The 23173-nt window shown below is 62.6% G+C and carries 21 protein-coding genes and 1 pseudogene; 13 read left to right on the forward strand and 9 right to left on the reverse strand.

The window, feature by feature from the left end; translation table 11 throughout:
* The first annotated feature begins 464 nt into the window (after window positions 1-464).
* Together MPE_RS19405 and MPE_RS19410 are read left to right on the forward strand one after the other, a co-directional pair.
* Window positions 465-2522, forward strand: coding sequence for a M13 family metallopeptidase (locus tag MPE_RS19405; protein WP_011831414.1), 2058 nt, complete (start codon window positions 465-467; stop codon window positions 2520-2522).
* 271 nt (window positions 2523-2793) lie between these two features.
* A complete protein-coding gene (locus tag MPE_RS19410) occupies window positions 2794-3225 on the forward strand; it encodes a PilZ domain-containing protein (protein ID WP_011831415.1) in 432 nt (143 codons plus the stop codon).
* 46 nt (window positions 3226-3271) lie between these two features.
* Here the strand turns inward: MPE_RS19410 and MPE_RS19415 are convergent, their stop codons facing one another.
* Complete coding sequence (locus tag MPE_RS19415; protein ID WP_011831416.1) at window positions 3272-4168, reverse strand: hypothetical protein; 897 nt, start codon at window positions 4166-4168, stop codon at window positions 3272-3274.
* A 489-nt stretch (window positions 4169-4657) separates the two neighbouring features.
* Here MPE_RS19415 and MPE_RS23420 point away from each other — a divergent pair, with 489 nt between their 5' ends.
* From MPE_RS23420 to MPE_RS19455, 7 genes are all read left to right on the forward strand, one after another.
* Window positions 4658-5410: a hypothetical protein gene (locus tag MPE_RS23420; RefSeq protein ID WP_148211096.1), complete on the forward strand. Its 753-nt coding sequence runs from the start codon at window positions 4658-4660 to the stop codon at window positions 5408-5410.
* 77 nt (window positions 5411-5487) lie between these two features.
* On the forward strand, window positions 5488-7416 hold the full coding sequence (locus MPE_RS19430; RefSeq protein WP_011831418.1) for a hypothetical protein: 1929 nt from the start codon (window positions 5488-5490) through the stop codon (window positions 7414-7416).
* 100 nt (window positions 7417-7516) lie between these two features.
* Window positions 7517-8155 (forward strand): hypothetical protein, encoded by a 639-nt coding sequence (locus tag MPE_RS23425; RefSeq protein ID WP_011831419.1) that lies wholly within the window; start codon window positions 7517-7519, stop codon window positions 8153-8155.
* A 27-nt stretch (window positions 8156-8182) separates the two neighbouring features.
* Window positions 8183-8452, forward strand: a complete 270-nt coding sequence (locus MPE_RS19440; RefSeq protein ID WP_011831420.1) for an ankyrin repeat domain-containing protein — start codon at window positions 8183-8185, stop codon at window positions 8450-8452.
* A 259-nt stretch (window positions 8453-8711) separates the two neighbouring features.
* Window positions 8712-9575, forward strand: a complete 864-nt coding sequence (locus MPE_RS19445) for an SIR2 family NAD-dependent protein deacylase (protein WP_041930336.1) — start codon at window positions 8712-8714, stop codon at window positions 9573-9575.
* A 184-nt stretch (window positions 9576-9759) separates the two neighbouring features.
* Window positions 9760-10323 carry a hypothetical protein gene (locus MPE_RS19450; protein WP_011831423.1) on the forward strand — a complete coding sequence of 188 codons (564 nt, stop codon included), beginning with the start codon at window positions 9760-9762 and terminating at the stop codon, window positions 10321-10323.
* 44 nt (window positions 10324-10367) lie between these two features.
* Complete coding sequence (locus MPE_RS19455) at window positions 10368-11039, forward strand: hypothetical protein (protein ID WP_112187952.1); 672 nt, start codon at window positions 10368-10370, stop codon at window positions 11037-11039.
* Window positions 11040-11681: 642 nt separating this feature from the next.
* Here the strand turns inward: MPE_RS19455 and MPE_RS24080 are convergent.
* Window positions 11682-11957 carry a hypothetical protein gene (locus MPE_RS24080; protein ID WP_158304633.1) on the reverse strand — a complete coding sequence of 92 codons (276 nt, stop codon included), beginning with the start codon at window positions 11955-11957 and terminating at the stop codon, window positions 11682-11684.
* Between the two features lie 488 nt (window positions 11958-12445).
* Here MPE_RS24080 and MPE_RS19465 point away from each other — a divergent pair, with 488 nt between their 5' ends.
* Both MPE_RS19465 and MPE_RS19470 read left to right on the forward strand, forming a co-directional pair.
* Complete coding sequence (locus MPE_RS19465; protein WP_011831427.1) at window positions 12446-13855, forward strand: AAA family ATPase; 1410 nt, start codon at window positions 12446-12448, stop codon at window positions 13853-13855.
* 628 nt (window positions 13856-14483) lie between these two features.
* Window positions 14484-14747: pseudogene (locus MPE_RS19470) on the forward strand (NAD-dependent deacetylase); the annotation flags it as partial.
* On the opposite strand, the gene MPE_RS23450 reads toward MPE_RS19470, so the two are convergent.
* A complete protein-coding gene (locus MPE_RS23450) occupies window positions 14726-15004 on the reverse strand; it encodes a phage integrase N-terminal SAM-like domain-containing protein (protein ID WP_011831429.1) in 279 nt (92 codons plus the stop codon). The pseudogene MPE_RS19470 and the gene MPE_RS23450 overlap by 22 nt on opposite strands.
* A 448-nt stretch (window positions 15005-15452) precedes the next feature.
* On the opposite strand from MPE_RS23450, the gene MPE_RS24930 reads away from it, so the two are divergent.
* Both MPE_RS24930 and MPE_RS19475 read left to right on the forward strand, forming a co-directional pair.
* The gene (locus MPE_RS24930) at window positions 15453-16115 is read left to right on the forward strand and encodes an HNH endonuclease (RefSeq protein ID WP_011831431.1); all 663 of its coding nucleotides are present in this window, start codon (window positions 15453-15455) and stop codon (window positions 16113-16115) included.
* A 1315-nt stretch (window positions 16116-17430) separates the two neighbouring features.
* On the forward strand, window positions 17431-18042 hold the full coding sequence (locus MPE_RS19475; RefSeq protein ID WP_011831434.1) for a hypothetical protein: 612 nt from the start codon (window positions 17431-17433) through the stop codon (window positions 18040-18042).
* A gap of 158 nt (window positions 18043-18200) precedes the next feature.
* Here MPE_RS19475 and MPE_RS24085 read toward each other — a convergent pair whose 3' ends face one another.
* From MPE_RS24085 to MPE_RS24090, 6 genes are all read right to left on the reverse strand, one after another.
* Window positions 18201-18509: a hypothetical protein gene (locus tag MPE_RS24085; protein WP_148211100.1), complete on the reverse strand. Its 309-nt coding sequence runs from the start codon at window positions 18507-18509 to the stop codon at window positions 18201-18203.
* 98 nt (window positions 18510-18607) lie between these two features.
* Window positions 18608-19504, reverse strand: a complete 897-nt coding sequence (locus tag MPE_RS19480; protein ID WP_011831436.1) for a phosphorothioated DNA-binding restriction endonuclease — start codon at window positions 19502-19504, stop codon at window positions 18608-18610.
* A 1026-nt stretch (window positions 19505-20530) separates the two neighbouring features.
* The gene (locus MPE_RS19485; protein ID WP_011831438.1) at window positions 20531-21019 is read right to left on the reverse strand and encodes a glycine zipper domain-containing protein; all 489 of its coding nucleotides are present in this window, start codon (window positions 21017-21019) and stop codon (window positions 20531-20533) included.
* A 64-nt stretch (window positions 21020-21083) separates the two neighbouring features.
* Window positions 21084-21530: a response regulator gene (locus MPE_RS22935; protein WP_049820936.1), complete on the reverse strand. Its 447-nt coding sequence runs from the start codon at window positions 21528-21530 to the stop codon at window positions 21084-21086.
* Between the two features lie 129 nt (window positions 21531-21659).
* A complete protein-coding gene (locus MPE_RS19495) occupies window positions 21660-22082 on the reverse strand; it encodes a hypothetical protein (protein WP_011831439.1) in 423 nt (140 codons plus the stop codon).
* A 510-nt stretch (window positions 22083-22592) separates the two neighbouring features.
* The gene (locus MPE_RS24090) at window positions 22593-23009 is read right to left on the reverse strand and encodes a hypothetical protein (protein ID WP_112187956.1); all 417 of its coding nucleotides are present in this window, start codon (window positions 23007-23009) and stop codon (window positions 22593-22595) included.
* Window positions 23010-23173: the final 164 nt, after the last annotated feature.

Genomic DNA, 23173 nt, shown 5'->3' on the forward strand with positions numbered 1-23173 from the left:
CGGGGGCAGTGCTCGATGAACGCGTGTTGTAGGTAGCCGGCTAGAGAGCCCATTGGGGCCGAAGAGTAACAGCCGGACCCGTGGCAACTTCGCTGGGCACCTTCGGCGATAGTCCTGCTTGAGCCACTCAGCTCCGACTGCGACTTAGCGACGTGCGCGCGCGCTGCAGTTCCCGCACGCCACACGCGCTCCTACGTCAATCCGCGGCCGTCAAGCCGCCGAGGGACGATCCCGGTTGGCCGGCCGCGGCCCGCCCATCGGCGGCCGTTGACGAAGGGCCGCGTTCTAGCATCTCATCGCGTCTTGGCCAAGCAGAGTGCCACTCAAGGAGCGGCGGCCCCCGGCCGATTTCGTTGCCGACCGAGGGCGAACGCCTGTACTGTCTTTGCTTTGCGGCAGCACGGCAACAGGCGAGCGGTGGCAGCCGAGGAGCATCCAGCTCACCCCAGTCTCTCGAACCCGCCATGGAAAAAAACCTGCTGTTTCTACCCGTCCTGCTAGCGACGGCGCTGGCCGTGGCCGGTCCCAAGTCCGAAGGTCCACTGCAATCCCTTCCTTACACCCCAAGCCTCGACCTGAGCGCGATAGACCGGAGCGTGAACCCCTGCGACGACCTCTATCAATACGCGTGCGGCGGTTGGATCAAGAACAACCCTATACCGTGGGACCAGGCGCGATGGGACGTGTATTCCAAGGCGACCAACGAGAACCAGCGCTACCTCTGGGGCATTCTGGCCGAGCTCGCCGCTGGCAGCACGGACCGCAGCGCCACCCAGGTCAAGCTGGGCGACTACTTCGCCGCGTGCATGGACGAGGCCGCCGTGCAGGCCGCCGGCCTCAAACCCTTGCAGCCTTATCTCGACCGCATCGATGCGATGGCGAGCAACCGCCAGCTCCCGGCCCTGCTTGCCGACCTACAACTCGTCACTGGCAACGAACGGCTGTTTTTCGGCTTCAGCTCAGGACAGGACTACGCCGATGCCACACAGCAGATCGCCTTCGCTGTTGCCGGCGGCATCTCGCTGCCGGACCGCGACTACTACGTCAAGAACAACGCCAAGATCGCCAAGATCCGCAGGCAGTACCAGGCGCATGTGGCGCAGATGTTCGAGCTGCTTGGTGACACGCGCGCCGCCGCCAAAGCCAACTCGGCCACGGTGCTCGCGGTCGAGACCGCCCTGGCCAGATCGTCACTCGGCACGGCCGATAAGCGCGATCCTTACAAGACCTTCCACAAGTTCAACGCCCATCAGCTGCAGGCCCTCACGCCGGGCTTCAACTGGGCGGATTACCGCGCTGCACTCGGTGTAGCCGCAGACCTCGATGTTTACAACGTCACCGAACCTGCCTTCTACAAAGCCTTCAACGCGCTGCTGGCCCGGCTGAGCTTGGCCGAGCTCAAGACCTATCTGCGCTGGCAGCTCGCCAGCAGCCAAAGCGCCTACCTCGAGCCACGCTTCGTACAGGCCAACTTCGATTTCTTCGGCAAAACCCTGAACGGCGTGCCGCAGTTGAAGAGCCGCTGGAAGCGCTGTGTCGAGCTGGTCGACCAGCAACTCGGCGAGGCCCTCGGCCAGGAGTTCGTCGCGCGCAACTTCGCGCCCGTGCTCAAGCAAGCTGCGCTCACCATGACGACCGAAATCGAAGCCGCCATGGCCCAGAGCATTCGGGACCTAACCTGGATGAGCGACTCCACCAAGGCCAAGGCCATCGCCAAGCTGAACACCATCGTCAACAAGATTGGCTACCCCGACCGCTGGCGCGATTACTCGGCAATGCCAGTCACTCGCGGTGACTTCCTCGCCAATGTGACCGCGGGCCGGGTGTTCGAGGCCAAGCGCAAGCTCGCCAAGATAGGCCAGCCGCTGGACCGGGGCGAGTGGGGCATGACGCCGCAGACCGTCAACGCTTACTACAACCCTCAGATGAACGATATCAACTTCCCGGCCGGCGTGCTGCAGCCGCCTCTCTACGACGCCAAGATGGACGACGCGCCCAACTACGGCAACACCGGCGGGACCATCGGGCACGAGTTGATTCACGGTTTCGATGACGAGGGCCGCCAGTTCGACGCTCATGGCAACCTCAGGAACTGGTGGACGAAAAAGGACGGCCGCGAGTTCGAGAAGCGCGCAGCATGCGTGGGCAACCAGTACAAGACCTACACCATCGTCGACGAAATTAAGATCAACCCCAAGCTCACGATGGGAGAGGACCTCGCAGACTTCGGTGGACTGGTGTTGGCCTGGGAAGCCTGGAAGGCGCATGTGGCGGACAAGCAGCTGGCACCCATCGACGGTCTCACTCCGCAGCAACGGTTCTTCGTAGGCTTCGCGCAATGGGACTGCAGCGATTCCCGCCCCGAGGTCTTGCGCGTGAAGGCCCTGACCGATCCGCATTCACCAAGCCGCTACCGCATCAACGGCGTGGTGGTGAACATGCCTGAGTTCGAGAATGCCTTTGCCTGCAAGCCCACGGCCAAGCTGGTCAAACCTGAAGCGCAACGCTGCAAAATGTGGTGAGACTCGTGGCAGCCTCGCTCAGCAGTCGCAGAGCCTGGTCGATGCCGTCCGTGGCGGTGTTCAAGTTGGGCGGCGGCTTGCGGGCCGCCATGGCCTAGCCTGCCCCAGCAGGAGCCGTCACGTTCGCCATGCGCAGATGGAAATTCGCGGTGTAAGGAGCCCGCGGACTCAAGCCTGACTGCCACTCACCTCAAATGGCAGCCGTGCGTCACCCCACAGATCGATTGGCACCCGTCGCTGCACAGTACCGGGCCTTGGGGAGACGCACACCATGAGGCAGAGGCAGTTCATCCGCCATCCGATCGACGTGCCGGTCGAAATCTTCGCGAGTGGGTCCGGCGCCGGCGGTCTTCACACTCACGACATCAGCCTGGGCGGCCTGGCGCTGCAGTCGGACTTCGCGGTCGAAGTCGGCTCCATCGTGGACGTCCGCATCTCCTGCGTGCATCCGCCGTTCGCAGCGCATGCGCGGGTAGCCTGGTGCCGAGCGCGGGATGACGAGGGATTTGAGCTCGGCGTGACCTTCCTGGATGCGGAGGACGCGTTCCTGGCCCGCATGGTCGAGCAGGTGTGTCACATCGAGGAATACCGCAAGTCGGTGCAGCGGACGGAGCACCGCGTGCTGAGCTCGGAAGAGGCGGCGCTCGAGTGGATCGATAAGCATGCGGCGCTGTTCCCTGACATTGGAGCGCAGCCGCACTGATCCAGATGGCTCGCTGGCGCAAGCTGGATGCGTTTACTGAGAACTGCTACGTGTGCGCTCCGACCGGCACATGATGGCGCTGCGGCCGCCGGGCAACTGCACCCATGGGCATCGTCTCACGAGCTCGAGCGCGCGCAGTTTCCTTGGGGTCGTTCGACCGATAGAAGTCGAGGACCATCCGCTTGTCCGAGTCTGTCAGTTCGTCGAGGCGGTTTCCTCCTACCTCGCTGACTCTGTCGCTCCATTGCACCCAATTGACCTTCAGCGGGACTCTCCAGTTCAGCCGAGGAGCAGCTTCCAGTAGGTCGCGAGGGATGATTCCCGTGAGTTGCTCAATCGGAGGTAGCTTAGCCTTCGGCTCGTAGATGTCGCGACGTGCGTAATCCAGGCTTAGTCCACCGCTCGACATGTGCGCCATGTGAATGTATGGGGTCTCGCTGCAGGCCTCCACCACATACTGAGCGCTCAAATCGGCGACGTAGCGGCGGAACACTCCTACGGTGAAGCATACCAAGAGGTCGTGCAGCCTCGCAACGCGTCGTTGCTCCGCGAGCGTATGCGTGAACGAGCTGCGGTCGATCCTTCGTATTCCGACAGCCTCTGTGGCGTTGATCTGTATCAGCCGTTGCGGCCTCCAGTAGCCACGCTCCATGTTTTCTACATGGCTTGGGTGGACCCTCCCATCCGTCAGTGACCACTCCAAGACCAAGTTTTGCCTCCCCGTGATTTCAGCATGCAGGTGGATCGGTATGCACTGCTCCTTCAACTCCTGCTGCAGCACGCCGTCCCCTATGTCGCCCAGAACAATTTCATCGTGTACTTGCAACGCCTGCCGGATGCCGTTTGCCATGCTTGAGTAGCCGTTCCACAGCCATCCTTCTTCCTCGGCACTCGAGAGTTCGATAGCCAAGTTACCCAGCTCCATCTTGGTGATAGGTTCCATCTCAATCTCCGCTTTTCGCATCTCTAGAATACTGTCCTAATAGGCCCCGACACCTATCTCCAGCGTTGCGCCGGCAAGGTCCAGCGTGCCGGGTTCTCTGGCGAATTACCGGCCCCTCCATGCAGCGCATCCTAGGCCTCCACGAGGCGATTGCAAATTTGGCTTGAAGACCCAGTTCCCGACCTGAGATTGCTGCCCGACCCGGCGGGGGACATGGCCATTCGAAGGTTGAGTACCTGTGGAATCGCAGTTCGAATGCAGTTCGAATGCTGGCGCATCGCAGTTCGAATCCTGCATCGCTGTTCGAATCGCTGCGTAGTGAAATTGGCACCCCGCAAGCCTCAGTCGGGAGCCGAAGGCACATGGTCACGCACGTCGCTACGCGGCCTCGTCGTCGCACCCGGGTCCCGAAATGCTACTTATCGCCTGTTGACTTCTGCCACTGGAAGAACTATCACCACGTTTCGATGCGATAAAGAGATTCGACCAATGACTACGTCCGAATCCGACGTTGCCGAGAAGATTCTTAGCGCGGCCCGCGAGATTGCGCACAAAGACGAGTTGCCTGATGTGCTCGTTACTGAAGCGTTTATACGTAGCGCGGGGCATCATGCGGCTCTCAATATTGTTGCCTCTGAGAAAGAAGGCGGTTCGACCCCTCGGGCTGATTTGGCAGAGGCCATGACGCTTATGTTCGAGCAGGCGCTTCTTATGTATCTGAAGCTGTACTCGTCTGACGAGAACGGCGGGAAGGAAGTGCCGGAGAGCCACAGCGCTCCCAATGAAGGCTCCTCCATCCCAGATGCACTGGACTGCATAGGTGGATCAGCAGAGCATCCTGACGTGGCGTTGGTTGGCTATTTGCGGGGAAGAGGCCAGCACGCTCTTGCGCAAACGCTTGTTCTGCGATTCAGCGAGCGTCGGCTTCCGGATGCGGATGTCGCATACGCAAAGCGAGTTCACGCTGCGATGGAGCGCGGCGAACTTTATCCTCCATTGGCGGTCGCAGTGATAGGGCCGCTTCTACAGGGACGCATGCAGCGCGAGGTGAGTGGCAAGCCTGTGTTCGTCGACGAGGCAGTCCGAACCCGGTGGGCTCAGTTTTATGCGCATCACGGTCTACACAAGCTGTCTACTATGGTGCGCAAGAACTACGCGAACTTCGTCGAGATGGAACGCGAAGGTGGTCGAGAGTTGTACGGCCAGATGTTCGAGGAGCTTTCCAAAGGGAGCCGCCCGTAGTTGCACAGCCTGCGTCCTGACGCACCCCCCTCGCCAGCCCGCTTTGAATTGCCCGTGCCAAGTCGATATACCTTGGCATGCACCTCAGCGACGCCGGCATCCAGACGCTCGAGCAAGCCATGGCTCAGGCTCGGGCCCAGACCAAGACGCGCAAGACGGGCGACACCGCGGCCCTGAAGGCCCTGCGCGACATCTTGAAGGGAGTCGTCGTCCGCCCGGACGACCTCCCCTTCGGAACCGTTCAGCCCGAGCGCGCTCTGCCTGGCCACCTGCTGCTGGCTGACGCTTGGGTCACCAGCGCCCATGGCGACAAGCTGTGGGCCCGCCTCAGCGGCACCGGCCGGCACTACAACGGCATGTTCGGCACGCCGGAGGAGCTGCAGGCGGGTCACGGCGCCCTCACCGACAAGGACGTCATCGCCGGACTGCTGCACACCGAGGAGGCCTACAGGGAGCTGGAGCCGTACGACATCGGCACCCGAGTCGCCATCGCGCTTCGTATCCTCGCGGCCCCGTCCGTTGCCCGGGTTATGCCCCAGGCGGCTCGCGCGGTGCAGCGGATGCTGAGCGAGGAGCTGCTCGCGCACCCGGTGCTGCTTCACCCGGCCATCCTCGTCCCGGGCGCCGGCGGCAAGGAGGGAAGCTACGTGGCGCTCGGCAAGGCCATCGCGGCGACCGGCTGCGCCGGGTTGCCGCGGCGATCCGACTTCCAGGGCGAGACCCCGCCTGGCGGCGCGGGCGGTCCGTTTGGCACTCTAGAGGCACTCTACGATGCCAAACTCGACGTCGCCGGCTCCGTTGTTGCCTCTAGAGTGCCTCTAGAGTGCCTCTACGATGCCAAACGGCCCGAGGGTGGCCAGGGCAGCCTCTTTGGTGACGAGAAGCGGGCCGAGCCAGTGGCGGCTCGCGACGTGCCCGACGAGTTCGAGCAGCGGCTCCTGGACTTCGCCTTGCACCCGTGCGTGAGGCTCGGGCTCAGCCAGGCTTCGGTCGAGGTGACGGACAAGACCCTTTATGGCAACTCCAGTGGGGGTATCCGCTTCCGGCGCAGCCGCTTCGTGACCAGCACCATGAAGCTGGCGACCTCCCAGCCCGCGTTCATCGGTTCCGTGATGGAGCTGGAGACGCTTGTCGTGCGGCATCAGGCCGAGCAGGCCGGCGGCGCGCCGGCGAAGGTGCCCTTCCCCCTTCCCTTCCCGTTCACCGTGCTCGGTGGGCTGAAGCTCGATGCTGCAGCAATCACCTCTGGGGCCAACTACAAGTCTCCCGACGTCGAAGACTCCGACGTCGACGAGTCGCACCTGGTGGCGCTGACCGTCCTGGCCTCGCTCTACACCTCCTTCGGGACGCTCAACCTCTCGAGCTCCGTGGCCGGGAAGAGGCCGATGAGCGAGCGGGTGAACCCGGCCGATCCGGCCTTCGTGCTCGAGGTCCGTCGGCGCCTCGAGGTGCTGCGGGCGCAGTCATCGTTCGCGATGAATCTGGGCCCGGTGCTCAAGCGCCGTGTATTCATGGGCAGATTCGATGAACTCAGCCCCGAGGACCTTGAATTCAACGCCCGGAGGGTGCTCGATGGGTTCGTGGCCGCCGGCCTGGCGCCCGACGCCCGCGCGGCCGCGGCCTACATGCTCGAGCACGCGCTCGGCCGGTCGCGCTCAGACATGGCCCTTCCGAAGACGTCGGTGGAGGCGGCAGTCGCCTTCGTCAAGGTGCTCGTCTCCACCGGTGTCCTCGGCAAGGTGATGGGCCCGGGCCAGACGGACCTGGAGGGCTCGTTCGAGCAGCTCATGGAGAAGGCGATGGTCGACGTCGTCGACTTCCCAGGCTACGAGGTGCCGTTCCGGTCGGTGTGGCTCAAGGCGATGGAGCTGGTCTCGGTGGAGGCGCGCATGCGCGCGGTCATCGACGCGGTGTCGGAGGTGCCGGAAGCTGCGGTTGCGACCGTGGAGTGCGTCACGAAGCCGGTGGAGGAAGCGGCGCCGAGGAGGAGAAGGGCCGCGGTGTAGGCGACGGCCTGCGGCAACATTCCTTGTTGACCGCGATAAGTCGAAGCGTTGGCAGCGGAACCACGGCGTGAGGAGACCATGCAAATACAAGGAACGGACCGTGCTTGATGTGAGCGTTCTAAGCGACATCATCCATACCGCTGGCTCTAGCAGTCCGGATATTCACGCCAGGCTTCAGTTCTACGATCTTCGGCGCATGGCGAACACCGTAGAGAACCGTGGTGTCGATGCTCCAGCCGGACGTTTGCCTGTTGACCCGGCCTTCACTGTCTGGGGGCGCACCGGCGCCACGACAACGTTCGCTCTGCCCGCGGGTGCTTTCAAAGTCAACGAACATGGAATCTTGCACGGCGACTTTCCGTGCCCGATAGCGCACGTCGGCGCACCCTGCCCTCCCAACGCCACGCACCTGTTGATCGAAGTGCATGCGAACGAGATGCGACTCCGCTACGTGCTAGGCGAGGACGAAGCACCCCTTGAGAACCCCGGCTCCTTGCCCGCCGTCGAAACGCCGCGCGAGCTCGCTCGCTGGGCCCCCATCCATCACCCACGCCCGCCGCTGCCGGCTCCGGCGAGGTTCCTGACTGTCATCAAGCAGCTTGCGACCTATGCTGCGCTGCTCGCCGCAGCGTGGCTTGCTTACGGCATGGGGCAACTTGAGGACAAGCGCAATGTGCGGGCGCTCAAGGATGCCGCCGCGGCTGCTGCGGAGTCGCTTGCCGACGCAAAGGCAGAGTGAGGTGGCGTTGATAACGTAGCGCGTCTCATGAGCAACTTCGCCGATACGCTTCGCTCGACCTTCGCGCGCTGGTCAACGGACAAGGAGCTGCGCAGCGCACTGGTCCTACTGCCTGACTTGGAGCCAACCTGCCGCAACAGTGAAGGAGAGACTCCGCTCATGGTTGCCATCGCCGTGGATAACCGGGTGGCGGTCGAAATCCTTGTCGAGAAAGGGCACCCGGTCACAGACGAAGCTTACGAGTATGCGATGAGATGCTTCCCGAGCATGAAGCATGTCATAGCTGGCCTCCTGTGACCGCTCAGGACGCCGTCCTTGCCTCGCGCTTGAACACCTGCTCATAGTGCGAGTCGACAACCTGCGCGAACGTGTCGTGCTCCGGGCGAACCAGCCCAGCGGCCTGAGCGCCGTGACGCCGCAGCGAGACCCCTTGAATCTCGAGGTCCCGGGCACCTGCTCGCAGACTAGGATGCGTCGGTCGCCAGCGATGTGGAATGCGCCGAGGAGGCGGAGGTTTGCGGCGTAGAAGCCGCTTGAGGGACCACAATGGCCAGCGATGACGACTGCCCCAAAACTCGACGCTCACGCGCTTGATGAGGCCGCCCGGTTCATTGGGGACGCCGACGGACTCCTCGTCGCGGCCGGCGCGGGCATGGGTGTGGACTCAGGCCTTCCGGACTTCCGAGGCAACCAGGGGTTCTGGAACGCGTATCCCGCCCTCGGAAGCGAAGGCATCCAGTTCGAGGACGTTGCGTCGCCCCTGACGTTCTACCGCCGGCCTCGGCTTGCTTGGGGCTTCTATGGGCATCGCCTGGCCCTCTATCGGTCAACGGTTCCACACGCCGGGTTCGACATCCTGAGGCGCTGGGGCGATGCGATGCCGAACGGCTCGTTCATCTACACCAGCAACGTCGACGGACAGTTCCAGAAGGCTGGGTTCGACCCCCAACGGATCGTCGAGTGCCATGGCTCCATCCACCGGATGCAGTGCCTCGAACCCTGCAGTGGGGAGACCTGGCCGGCAGACCGGTTCATCCCTCAGGTCGATGAGGTCCGCTGTGAGCTGCTCAATAGCAGGCTTCCTCAGTGTTGCCACTGCGCGGGCATGGCGCGGCCCAACATCCTGATGTTCGGGGACATGCACTGGAGCCCGCAGCGCACGCGTCTTCAGCGCGGCCGGTTGCGGGAGTGGCTCACCAAAACACGGCGTCCCGTGGTGGTCGAGATGGGAGCGGGTACGGCCATCCCGTCAGTGCGCCTCTTCAGCCAGGCCATGGTTCAGGAGTACGGCGCGCGACTCATCCGCATCAACCCTCGAGAAGCCAACGAGCTGCCGCGAGGAGCTGTAGGTCTGAGCTCCGGGGCCTTGGAAGCGCTGATGACGATTGATCGGAAGGTGGCGAACGCTTGCGCTCGGTGACCCCGCGGTACCGGCGCTAACGGCAGCCGTCCCTTCGAGTGTCGAAAACGTCACGGAGCCAATGGGGGCTCCATGCCGAGGCGAAGGCGGGTCACGGTGTAGGCGTCGCACGACGGCGACAAGTGGGTTGACCTAAGGACAGCGCCTGTTGTCCCACCGTAGTTCCTGATATCTACTCGCGCCCATGACGACCATCTCTGACCTGGACACAGATAAGCTGGCCTTCTTCGAGGCGAAGTACAAGTCGTTCACAGACGACCAACTCGCCGAGGTTGCGCAACGAATCCACGAACTCGCTGACGAGGCCGCTGAAGCCGTTCGACGAGCGTTCGCTTCTCGCGGCCGCGTCTTTCCGGGGCCCGTGGCGACCGGAGGCGAGACCACGAAGGAACTCACCGAGGGTGAGCGTGCGGAGCAAACGAAGCTGTCTATGGAACTCTGGAACAGCCGCCTGTCCAGGCGAGTCCAGAACTTGTTCTGGGTCCAGGCGTTAATGTTCTCAGGCGCGCTTCTAGGACCCGGGTCAGGTCTGAAACTCGGTGTTCTCCCCTTTCTACTGGTCAGCGGAGCACTTGTCTGGGCTGCTAACAAGGCCGGCCGAAACTACACGCGGAACGTGTGCAGAGTCGCCGACAAGTCGATTGGTGAGAAGCGCGAGGCGCTGTCCAACGCGAGCATCATTCTGTGGGTGCTTGTGGTCCCCTCTACACTTCTCGGCGTCATGCTGGCCTCGTGGTTTCGCGCATGAACGTGCCCTGCTTTTCGCGTCTGACGCGAAGCTCATCAATCGGAGTGAACAACTTGAGCCGGACCGTTTTGCTGGCCATCACAGCGCTGTCTCTCATCTCATTCGGGGCGAACGCGGAGACCGTCACCTACCTCGGCAGGTCGATCAATCTCGACCCGCCGCCCGGGTTCTGTCAGTTGAACAGCTCTCCCGAGGAGCGGGCGTTGTTCGAGTACCAGCGCCGCAATACCGAGCCGGCAGGAGAACTCGCCCAGTTCGCGGTGCCTTGCACTGAGTTGGCCGACGTCCGCGCACTGAAGGCTGATCGCTTCACGAGATGGGTTCAGGTGCTCGTCCTCAAGCGCAAAGGGCAGCTACTGCCTGTTTCGGCACCTCGTACGCAGTTCGTTCGAGGACTTGCTGGACACTTTGCGGACACCCCACTAGACGTCGAGAGGCTGTCGCGCCGGGCGAACAAGCACCTCGCGCAGACCAACACGGCAGTGACTGACTTCAGTTACGAGCCGCTGGGTACAACCCAAGACGCCTTCTTCACCCGAATGAAGATGATGGCTCAGGTAGGTACTGTGACCAGTCCCGTCTCGGCAATCGCGGCTACGACGGTGGTCAACCAGCTGCCCATCGGCGTCTATGCCTTCGGAACACCCAAGGCCAAGGGCGAGCCAGCCATCGAGACGACGCGCGCCTACCTTCGGCAGATTCTTGATCGGAACTAGCAAGGCTGCTCTCCCACCTCAGACCGGTGCCATATGCGCTCACTCCTGCGGCTCCTGATTCTTACGGGTACGACCCCTCTCATCCTCAGCTGCTCGACAGTCCCGGTACCCTTGAGTGTCGCGGAGCCGGTTCCGAAGGAACAAGTCTTGGGAGCGATCCAAGTCACCAGTGAAACGCCTGCGAGGTTGACAGTTATCCGAGATCGAGCCTTCGCTGGAGGTTCGGTGGTTTCCTTCTTCTTTAATGTGAACGGAACCGACGTAGTTCAGCTTCGCACAGGTCAAAAGTACACCTTACTCGTCAACCCGGGTGAGACCTTTCTTTCGGTACGCACGAATGCGATCGGCGCCACTAATAAGCCGATCCAAGTGCAGACCACTTTCCAACCTGCGAAGAGCTACGTTTATAGAGTTGGGAACGATTCGGACTGGCTCCCGAACATGGTCAGAGACCTCGAACTCTCGGATAAGTAGCCCACTGGCCAGGGTTACCAGTTCCGACTGAAGTGGGCAACGACCGGTGCTCGGAGCGGATCCCGGCTTCGGCGCTTCGGTGCCGCGGTATCGCAGCAGGACCTCCTCGAACTTGTTGCCGCCGTGCACCTGCTTAGACCAGGATGCGGCGGTCGGCCACGGAGACGGTCAGCCAAATACGGGCAGCCGCTCGGCAATGTCCCCAAGCGAGACGTACGAGGTGAACTTCCTGGCATCGGTCAAGTCGGCCTCGTAGAAGCGCCGCGGCGCCACGAGCACCATCTCCCAGACTTGATAGTTGCCGTACTTGGCCAGACCGAGCCACGCCTCCGCTCGGCCGGCGTAGACCTCGGGTTGGTATTGCGTGAAGGCCCCGATGCCGAGCTTGTTCTCGATGTGCAGCCCCGGGCGCCGGCCGTCGTTGCTTTCGAATACGGCGAGCACGTCGGTCTCCCCTTCGCGCCAGACCGCCTCCAGGCCACCAGAGTCCGGGTTCGGCAGGAGCGGCAGGTCGCGTCGAAGTGGCACCAAGCCCGGGGATCTGAACCCACCAGTGCCGGTGCTTTCGCAGTCGCCGTGACCACTAGGTGCTCGAAGTTGGCGTGGCCGCTGACCGCTCCCGGCACAGGTCGTTAGGTCGAACTTGCGGTGGAGCTCCGGCCACGCCGGCGCGTATCTGGCTGGTTCGGGTACTCGGTGCTCCCCCGGGCTATCACGGCCGCGCCGGCTCCAGGTAATCGCTTTCCGCAGCGGCGTCGTTAAGAGAGACGCCGAGGGATTGCTCAGAGTCAGCAACCGAGCATTACTTCACAACAACATCTAACGTCTCGCGGGCACCCCCCAGATTGGGTGGATGCTGTTCAGGGCAAGAGGTGCAACCGTCCTAGCCGTTGCTTGATGACTAAAAACGTCACATCAGGAGGAGAGTTTGAATGAACTTGACAGATTTTCGGCACCTACTTTTCGCTGAGCTGGAGTCCTTGATCGAACCCATCATTGTCGGGCGGGACATCCTAATCGCCAATGGCTCGGACATAGATACGACCAAAGAATTCAACGCTCTTGATGCCATAGCCGGTGATCTGCAGTTCATGGCCGTGCGAGCCATCCTTCAAGATGGCGTCTACACAGAGAGCGAGTTTAGCCTTTACCTTGAAGTACTTGAGCTAATCAATATAACAGGAAACCAACAGATCTATGATAGCAGCGTCCATCGCTCAGTGATGGCAAAGATGCTGAAGGATTGGACTGCCGAGGGATGTCTCCATGAGCCGTTTACTCCACAAACTCATGCGTTTATTAAGGCTTACGACTTTGTCAATTCCACGAACCATAGAGAGAAATCAAAACACATCTTCTTTAGCTTCTTGCTGATGTGCATGAAGGCAGACCGTTTCATAGGACCTGCTGAGCAGGCATTCCTGGAACGATCTAAGGAAGCACTTTGGCAAGAGATCGAGCCTGACCACGAAAGTGCGCCAGCCGTGACGACTAGACGAGAAGACCCGCGAATCAACCGAACGGGCGAAAGCGTGGACACTCTTGTCGATCAACTTAACGCAATGGTAGGCATCGACGTTGTCAAACAAGAAGTCCAACGTCTTGTGAATTCCATCAAGGTAAACAGTCTTCGCGAGGAAAGAGGTTTGCCAACGACCAACACCACGAACCACTTGGTGTTCTATGGCAACCCAGGCACGGGCAAAACGACGGTCGCCCGCCTACTGGGCCGGATTTTTCACGGACTGGGGGTCCTTGAACGAGGGCACCTTGTAGAGGTCGATCGAAGCGGGCTTGTGGCAGGCTATGTCGGGCAAACTGCAATCAAAACACGGCAAACGGTTGAGACTGCGCTTGGCGGCGTCCTTTTCATCGACGAGGCCTATACGCTTGTGAAGGACGGCGCTGACTACGGCGCCGAGGCGGTGGATACCCTTCTCAAAATGATGGAGGACCATCGCAAGGAATTGGTTGTCATCGTTGCCGGATATACAGAAAAGATGGGAAGATTTCTCGCCTCCAATCCCGGCCTCAAGTCTCGCTTTACCCGCTTCATGAACTTTGCTGATTATCGGCCGGACCAACTAACGGATATTTTGCAGATCATGGCCTCCGAAGCCGGCATGGAGCTTACCGAAGAAGCGAAAAGGAAGGCGCACCTCGTTCTCTCCAGTGCTTATGAGATTCGGGACGAATCATTCGGCATTGGGCGGCTGGCGAGAAATCTGTTTCACGACGCCATGTCTCGCCAAGCGGACCGGCTTGTCACGATCGCGAATCTTAATGAGCAAGCTCTACAAACGTTAGAGGCCGCCGACATTCCAGAGTCCGCCTCCGCTTGACATGTCCACATCAACAATTTGGAGAGAAACAATTGTTTGACTCGAACCAAATCTATATTCACGTATCCGTTGCATCAACGCGGTCGTTCGATTGAAGTTGGCACGCCAGTTGAGCTCTCAATGCGACTACTCCGCAATTGAGCATGTCCTGCAACGCAACCTCGGCGTCTATCGACCCCACGTCCAGCGTGAACGCAGCCAGGCGCTCGTCCTCGTTGCAGGCCCCCTCGAAGGGCTTCTGAAGCTAGAGCTCCGGCGGCTCCGTTGCGTGGCCCTACCGCATTCGCGAATGACACCGTAGGAACCACGTTTGTGCCGGAACGAGAGCTTCTTCTCAGCCTGAGCGCCTTTGTCTGCTTACTAAGGCTCGCAGATGAGCTATGGGACCATAACGGCGGGCAGTCGACGTACATTCGACTGACGCCAGGCGGGTATGCGCTCGCCGCGGCATATGGGATTGAAAGTCCCCGTGCCAGCCAAGGAAGCTCCGCGTCCGAGCAAACCACCTCACCGACCTCGAGCTGCAGCAGCGGCACCGGGGAAGCGGCCCAGTGGCGCCCTAGCAAGGCGCCAAAGAGACGGGGGTACGCTGTGTAGGAGGCCTCTTGAGGGACCACAATGGCCTGGGATGACGACTGCCCTGAAACTCGACGCTCACGCGCTCGAAGAAGCCGCCCTGTTCCTCCGGGATGCGGACGGACTTCTCGTCGCAGCCGGCGCCGGCATGGGCGTGGACTCCGGGCTTCCAGACTTCCGAGGCAACCAGGGGTTCTGGAACGCGTATCCAGCCCTCGGAAGCGAACGCATCCAGTTCGAGGATGTAGCGTCGCCCCTTAAGTTCTACCGCCGGCCTCGGCTCGCCTGGGGCTTCTACGGGCATCGTCTGGCCCTCTGAGCTTGGTTCTGCGTTGCCTCCGCTACACCCTGCCGGCGTGCGAGCTCGCTTAGGAAAGCCTCCACCTCAGGCGCGCCCATCGCGGCAGGATGACGCTTGCCGTGAAAGAGGATGAAGCGACGAATCCAGTAGAGGTACGCCTTCTCTGTCCGCAAGCTGTATCGACGACGTCGCAAGGAGTCTCTGACCTGGTCCAACAGCCGCAGTCTCAGCGCCAGTTCATCCCCCCGCAGGGGGATAGTCAGCACATGCATAGCCACCTCCAATGGATCGTGACAGTTCCTCGGCGGGGATTGAAGCTGTAGACTAAGTCCTTGATATGACGAAACTTTTCACACGGGACCCGTACAACGTCGCCGAAAACTGCGACAGTTCGGCCGTCTAATCCGTGTTAAGCGCAAGCGAATACCGTTCATGCACATAGGCTCGCAGTTCTCCGCCGTGCAAGGCCGCCATTTCGTGCAGGAGGTTCTACCAGGCTGTCCGTCCTTCGGCGGCCAGCGCACCGCCGGAGCGATGCGTAGCTTCGCGCGCCGCTACTTGCCGCAGCCGCCGCACGAACCGTTGGTTCCCTTAGGCCAGCCAAGCGCCCGCATGCCGTCGCTCGCGCCTAACCCGTCAGTCAAGCGGACGGCCTGCGGCTGGCTTCGCCAGCCTCCGTCCGCCGCTTACTTCTACCGTTAGGCGTAGCTGGGCCCCACCATGCCAACTCGCGAGAGACTCGAAGGTTTGCTTCCTATCGGCAGCCAGGTTTTGTCCGGAGGAAATCGCACTTCGTTTCGGATAGTCAAGTACAACCAACGTGGTGTGCAAATCGCCTCAACGTCATCACGAAAGACTGCCCTGCTGCGGTATGCCAAGCTCGATCTCGTACTGAACAACTTCCACCTTGTCGATCCGGAGCGCATTCAGGACTCCATCATGGAGCTGATGAAGCAACATGGAGTTCGCTGGACCCAGAACGAAACGTTCCTCTATGGGCTCGCGCGGGAACACCGTACTCGCACAGCAATGCCCGACTTGCTAGAGCTACACGCCGAGTTCGAGCGCCAAGTTAATGAGTGCGCTCAGATGAGTTCCGCTGAGCGGCGCAATATGTTCGAGACAGGCCAGGCAAAGCCCGAGAGAGTCATAGTACAAACCACCGTATTTATGCGCAACCCCGCAGTTGCCGCGGAGGTCCTATTGCGCGCGAACGGTCACTGCGAGTTGTGTCGGCAGTCCGCCCCATTCAAGAGACGAAAGGACGGAACACCATACCTTGAAGTGCATCATCGAAAGCCACTTTCGGACGGCGGCAATGACACTGTTCAGAACGCCATCGCGTTGTGCCCAAACTGCCATCGCCGTGCGCACTACGCCTAACCCCTCCATCGAGCGGACGCCCAACAGTCGGCTTCGCCGCCTGTCGGTCGCCGCTCATGTCGAACGTTAGGCCCCACAAATCCATGCTTCTCATCGCTCAGGCCATCGGCGCTGGATTGCTGATTGCAGTGAGTTCCGCCGTGGTGCTGCTGTGGCTTCTGCTCCTTGCCATGTCGTATCGCGCGAGCGGTCTCATGCCTTGGGTTGCGGCGGGGGTAGTTCTTTATGGCCTTGCCTTTATCGCAGTGGCCGCCGTAGCTGGAGTGCCAGGCATTCTGTGGGCAAAGCACATAGCAAGTGCTGTCCCGCCTTCGTGGCGGCGAGTTACGAAAGTCGCTGAACGCACCGGCACCTCTGTCCTTCTATGTGGCCTCGGCGTTGCGCTCGCAGTTCTTGTCGGTGAACAGTTTCGCCCGAAGAATCCTACCGACGGCTGCGTAAGCTGGCGCAGCGCCGCAGCCTCCGCTGCGCTGGCGGCTGGGGGAAGGCCGGGCGTAGATTGCCCGGTACAAAAATAGCGGGGGGGGGGGGGCAGCCGGTGTGGCCTAACCCTTCCATCGAGGGGACGTCTTACAGCCGGCTTCGCCGTCTGCAAGCCGCCCCTCATGTCAAACGTTAGACAACATGCTTCCACGTAAGGTATTCATCGCCGAGGCGCTTGTCCTCGTACTGCCCGCCATCCTCTTCCTCGCCATTACGCTACCCGAAGTCTTGCGGGTGACGTCCCTGGTTCTCCGCCTCCGTGAAACGTCTCATCCTGAGATGAGCCTGCTCCAAGCTTTGTCCGGCGTCCTTCAGTGGACGGCCGGAGCGTATGCCATCTCTGTGCTCGCATGGTTGGCAGTCAAAACTGCGCAGCGCCGCTCGTTCAAGTTCGGTTCTATCTTCTGGCTTGGCGTCGCCGCAGGGGCCGCAAGCACTGTGCTCATGTATGCACCGTTCGGCCCTTATGCGACTGCCGCCGTTGCAGGACCATCCGCTCTTCTAGCGGCACATTCCGTCTATCTCCAATCCCGGAGCGCTCATGCGGCCTAACCCCTCCATCGAGCGGACAGCCGAAGGGCTGCGCCCTTTGGCTGCCGCTCATGTCAAACGGTAGGCTGCTAACAAATACAGCCTCCTATGAAGACTGTGAGCGGTCGGTGCTCGCCACCTCAGTTCCAAGTATTGGCCTCTGTCGCATACGTGTCCTACAAGATCGGGCACCTGGAGGCAAGTCGCGAGGGCCTGCGAAATCTTGCATTCGTATCTCTTTGGTCAGTGCGGCCTTCTGCTCAGGTAATCTGGGTGACGGTGCCTAATCTAGGGCACCGGAATGAGTCTGCAGGCTCCAATTCTCGTTTTCACCTTCGGTGCTCTGCTGGGTGTCGCTGTGTACCCAGCCATGGCCGCCGCGCAGTGGTGCGCGTCGAGGGCAGTCCGCCGCGGTATGTGGCTGCACTTGATCGTGACGATGAGCCCGTGGTTCCTCGCCATGGCCGCTTGGCTTGAGCTCCTTGATGCGGTGCTGCTGCCCCTCATCCCGTACGCCACTCGTCGTAAGGAGGGACTGGCTCATTCGGTCTACCTATGTGCTGAAGATCGACAGGTGCATCGCGATGTCTTCATGCGAGATGTACGAGGTGAACTTCCTGCTTTCAGCCACGTTGGCCTCGTAGAAGCGCCGCGGCGCGACGAGCACTGTCTCCCAGATCTGGTAGATGCCGTCGTCGAGCTCACCTCGCGTGCGCCTGTGGCCTCGTGGACGGCTACGACCATCGCCGGCGCCCCAGCCGACATCGAGCTCGTCAGCAAGTCCCCGAAGTCGTGGACGGCGAAGGCGCCCCGCGGCCTGGAGACCCGTATCTCCGTGACCGCCAACCCTGCCGAGGAGCTTCAGAAGCCGGCCATCGTCGACTTCATCTGCGTGGATGGTGGCACGCTCTAGGCGTGGCGCGTGGTGTGTGTAGCGTCAAGCTAATGCGCGGCGCAAGGGCCGGCGAGTCACCGGCCGCGGCCGCGTGAAGTGGCCGCGAGCAGATGGCTAGATTGCTCAGTGCCTCGCCATTCTCGCCCGGCACCGCCGCGTGCCAGGCGCGGAAGGCTTCAGTTCCGGTCGCTGCGCGGCGCGCGCGATGTGTCCGTCCTGTCCGTCGTGCCGGGGGCGCCTCGGTCGGTGTTTCTCACGCCGGGCGCATTGCGAACGTTGGTGTTGTGGTCTACGTCTACGTCCACCGCACCGCGCGCGTTTTTCCCGACGTCGACGTCGACGCCTGGCACCCCGCGGTTCATCTCTTGCTGGGTGGTCGTCGTTCCGGTCGTCGTTGCTGCGGTGCCGCGGTCGTTTGTCTGCGCGATAGCTGGTACGCAAGCCGCAGCAAACGCCATGGTCGCAAGTGTCAGGGCGGTTCTCATAGCTTCTCCTTCAGGTGATGGGATAGCCACGCGCTGCTTATGGCAGCACGCGATTGCGCTGAGCAAGAGGTATACCCGCAACACGGACCCGGACTGCATCACGTCGCCGGTCTCGCCTCCTTCTTGAAGACTTGGTCGAAGTGCCAGCCAACGAAGTCCCGGAGGACTTTGTGCTCAGATCGCACCGGCTCTAAGGCCAGAGCACCGTGGTGCCGCAGCAGGACCTCTTCGAACCGCGAGGTCCCATGGACCTGCTCCGAGACCAAGATGCGCCGGTCGGCACCGATGTGGAAGGCTCCGAGGTCGAAGAGCTTGTGGTGCAGGCTGCACAGGGCCACGCCGTTGTGCACGGCGTCCGGGCCACGCGCCTGGTGCCACTTCACGTGCGCGGCTTCCAGGCCTACCGTGATGGAGCCGATGCGAAGATCGAGCTCGCAGACGGCGCATCGGTACTGGTAGGCCTGCAGCACGGCATTGCGGAAGTTGGGGTCGCGGCGCCGGCGGGTCGTCGACTCGGTCTCTTCCGAGACCTCTAGCCCCACGGCAGCGAGGATGTCCTCGTGGAGGGTCTCGGGGAAGTGGGCGTCGAGCACGCGCTGGGCGACGCGGCCGATGAGGGCCGGCCGGCGCTCGAGCTCTTCGGCGACGTCCGCAAAAAAGTGGCCGCGGGCGCCGGCCGCGCGCAGCTCTGACTTCAGCGGGTCGCTGTTGGACTGGCGCGTGCGCATTTCCTGGTCCGCCTCGACCACCCATAGCCCGTCGTTCTGCAAGCGCCAGAACGGGTACTCCGGATGCACCGCCTTCGCGGCCGGACCGAATTCACGGATGAGCTCGCCGAGCTTCTGCTCGCACTCGGCAAACCGCATCTCCCGAGCGCCCCTTTGCCAGCTTGCTAGAGCCAGCAGGATCAGCAGCGGCTTGTGCGGAGCGCGCTTGTCGCCGTTGCGCCAGACGTTGAGCTGCTCGAAGCGCGCCTCGATTGGATCCGTCCCCATGCCCCGACCTGGTCGTTGTCGCGCGAGCGTACCAGCGCCGTACCGGCCTCGCCGTCGCAACCTGAGGCACTTGTTGCGCCTTGAGGCCCCCCACGCGGGTGGCGCTCCAGCGTCCCGAAGCGCGGTGTGCCGATAGAGGCGCGCGCGCCGCGTAGCCCACCTTGGCCGTTTCGTCGAGCAACGCGGTCTCGGCGGCCAGGCCGATGAACTGACACACCCGGCCGGTAGCTTCCACGTCACACCATTTCAGGAGAACCGACAGATGGCCAAGGCGCCAGTTCGCTCGTTCACCGTTCTCGCAGTCGCCGCAGTTGCAGCGGTGGCCAGCGCCATGCATCCGGCGGCCGATACGGACGACCGAGTTCAGCCTCAGGAGACCGCCGCGAGCAGCCAGCACCTTGGCCACTGGGCCGATTACGGGCGGCCGAACCTCTGTGCCGAGGCTGCGCCCCAAGCATCGGCGCCAGCAGCCTCCGCTGCGGACCCCTCGATCTGCCTCTGACTTCGGACCGAATCGTCGCGATGTCGACGTGACGGCGATGCCGACCTCCGTTTGGCAACGTAGAGGCACTCTAGAGGCATCGTAGAGGCAACGTACGTTGCCAAACGGGGCGTGGCGGCCAGCAGAGCCAAGGCGTCAGAGCGCCCACCAACTCAAGCGCGTCGAGTGCTGGATGACCGGCAAGCGTGCCGGGATAGAGAAGCGGACCCAAGCTCAGCACCGTGGAGGCACAAAGAGGGGCGCCCTTGGGCGCCCCTTGAGGGACGGCAATACAGATACAGCGACCGTCCTACTACGGAACCAGCTACGGAGCCGGCGGCTTCGCCTCGCTGTCTTGGCCGACCGCCTCACCGACCGGCGGACCTTCTTCGGGTCCGTATGGCGTCCGCGGATCGGGGGACGTGCCTTCTCCGGGCTTGTCTTTCTTGGGCTCGTCCTTTTCGGGCTTGTTCTCAGCCGGCGCCGGAGTCGCCGGAACACCGTCAGCCGAAGGCGATTGGCGAGGCTGGCTCATCTGGCCCGCTTCAGCGACCGTCGCCGTCCGAATCACCTGGCATCGCGCGCTCTGCGCGGTCGCTCAGGCGCTGCCACGCATCGCGTGTGGCGTGCTTCGCGTTCTCCCATTCGAGCTTCGAGCTGCCGCGGGTGGTGCTCCAGTCACGGCCGAGGTCGGATTCGACCTCGTCGAAGCTCTTCCCGGGGTACCGCGTGTACGAGTTCACGCCATGCTGGTACGCCGGCCCGTAGTCATCGTAGGTCGAGCCGGTGGTGACGTAGGGACGGTCGGCGTAGTTGGAGCGCCAATAGGCGTCCTCTTCCTTCGGGTCGACGTTCATGGCCTTGCCGGCAAGCGCGCCGGCCACGGCACCAACGGCCGCACCCACAGCGGCGCCGACCGGCCCGGTCATCCCGCCAACGGCCGCACCCGCTGCAGCGCCGCCCGCCACGCCGCCGGCCACGCCGCCGACAACAGCACCGGTGCCGGCCGCCTTCTTGTCTGTCGTGTCGCCCATCTCAGTCTCCTGGTGAAGTCGAAGTAACCGAGGAGAGCAAGCAGGGTGCCGTGCGGTACGTCGCTTAGCGTGGCCGCGGCCGTGCCGTCGAGGCGTCTTCCCGCCCGCCAAGGGAACCGCGGCCCGCCGACGACTTCGACCGACTCTTCAGGAGGTCGTCGAGCCGCTGGCGCAGGTCCGTCACGTCCATCCCCTTGGAGAAGCAGAGGTCGAAGACCTTCGCTTCGCCCATGTCCCGCTGCCGGATCATCAGGTCCCCGCTGTGAGCGATCAGGACAACAGGGTGCGGCATCCTCGCGCGCATCTCCTTCGCAACCTCGTATCCGCTCATGCCCGGCATCTGGATATCGAGGATTGCAGCGTCCGGCGGCCAGCGCTCGGCCAGCTCCAAGGCAGCCGGACCGTCGCAGGCGACTTGGACCTCGTAGCCGCTCAGCTCCAGGAGCATCGCCAGCGAGGTAGCTGCGTCGCAATTGTCGTCCGCGACGAGGACGCGGAACCGTTTGCCCATGTGCTTTCGCAGCAAGGCAGGTGCCGAATTCTCGAAGGGGCTCGTGAGATAGCCCCTTCGCTCGCGGCATGGAGCCCCACCGCACCCAATGCAGAAAAGTGCGTGATGGGCTGCACAAACGACTGCGACTTAGCCAGAAGGCTTGTTCGGGTTCAGGGGGTTGGCGCGTCGGCGCAGATGTTCCTCTGCGAGCTCTTGCGCCAGCGCTGTGACTTCAAACCGTCCGGACTCGTCGCAGTCGACGAAGTCCTCGATGAGGCGCCCGATCTGCCGCGCGAGGATGTGGTCCGGGCTGTCGCCAACCGGCAGGTTGCCGCTGGAGCCGCACGAAAGGTTCGGCGACAGCAGCTGAGCGACCGAGAAGCCGAGCCTGTCGCTCAAGAGCGCCAGGTGGCTCGCGAGTTCAGGGTTGTGCTCGTTGCACGCCAGGATGCCCTCGAGCAGCTTCTTCGGGACCTTCCTGCTCTTAGCGAATCCGTCGACCGTCATCCCGCTTTCGTCCAACAGATATCGCACGTTCGCGCGCAGCTCGCGCAGGAAAGAGATGTTCATGCCGCTGTCGCCGCCGTGTTGCGCTGCGGCATACCTTAGGCCGAGGTCCAGCGGACTTCATCCCTATTCCGAACGAGGCGGGGGCGTGCAGACAGGGGGGTCGAAGCCTGTCGGTTCCCGCGAATTCCGGGAATTCACTGCGCGGTGGGGGGACCGCGTCGTAAAAACCCGGAATCGGCCCGCCGGCACGATGAGTTCAGTCCCCGCTGGGATGAGGTCACGGACTCGGGCCGGGCGTCCAAGTGCACTGCTGGGGTGTCGAGCTGGTAGGGGATGGCGGACGGTGCTGACCGAGCCCCAGTTGACCTCGGTCCCGTACGAAAGACGAGGAGCCGAGCCCAGCAGGCGAGGCTGCCAGACAGCACCTGGCGGACTCGGATTCGGCACCGATTCCGGGAATTCACTGCGCGGTGGGGGGACCGCGTCGTAAAAACCCGGAATCTTGGCGTCGGGGCCAATGAGTTCAGCAGGCGAAGCCCTGAGTTCATCCGAGGCCGCACCTACGACGCGTCATCGACGGCAACCAGCTTCCGGCACTTGCTGCAGCGGGTCCGAGAGCCACTTCTCCGTGGCGCCGGCCACTTTCTGCCAGTTCTCGGCCGCCGCACGCACGACCACCTCGGACTTGCACTCGGGGGTCTCGCGGATGTCGGCCATCAGGAAGAGCGCCTGGTTCAGCGGCGTCGGAAGGTCCAGCGGTCGGCGTGCGATGCGGGTCGACAGGACAGTCGCGTCTCCGACTCGGTCTCGGAAGACGACGAGTCGCGACTGCTCGTAGAAGACGGCTCCGCTTCCCGTCTGCGCGACGCCCATCGTTCGAGGGCTGACGAAGCATCTCTGCCAGGCGGCCTCCAACCGCTCGGCGGCGCCGGCCGTGGTTAGCTCCGAGGAGCAGACCCTGACCGGTGAGGACGCGGCGGAGAGCATCTCGTCGCGCGTCTGGGGCAGAGCACATCCGACGAGTGCGAGACACGCCAGAGCACTGGCAGCTGCGGAGCGGGTGGCCGGGGTGGACTGAGTCCGGTGGCAGGAAGGCGGCATAAGAGGCAAGCGGCGCCGAAGCGGAAGTTGAGGGCGGCGCAGGGTAGTCG

It is taken from the genome of Methylibium petroleiphilum PM1 (assembly GCF_000015725.1).
Taxonomy (GTDB): Bacteria; Pseudomonadota; Gammaproteobacteria; order Burkholderiales; family Burkholderiaceae_C; genus Methylibium; species Methylibium petroleiphilum.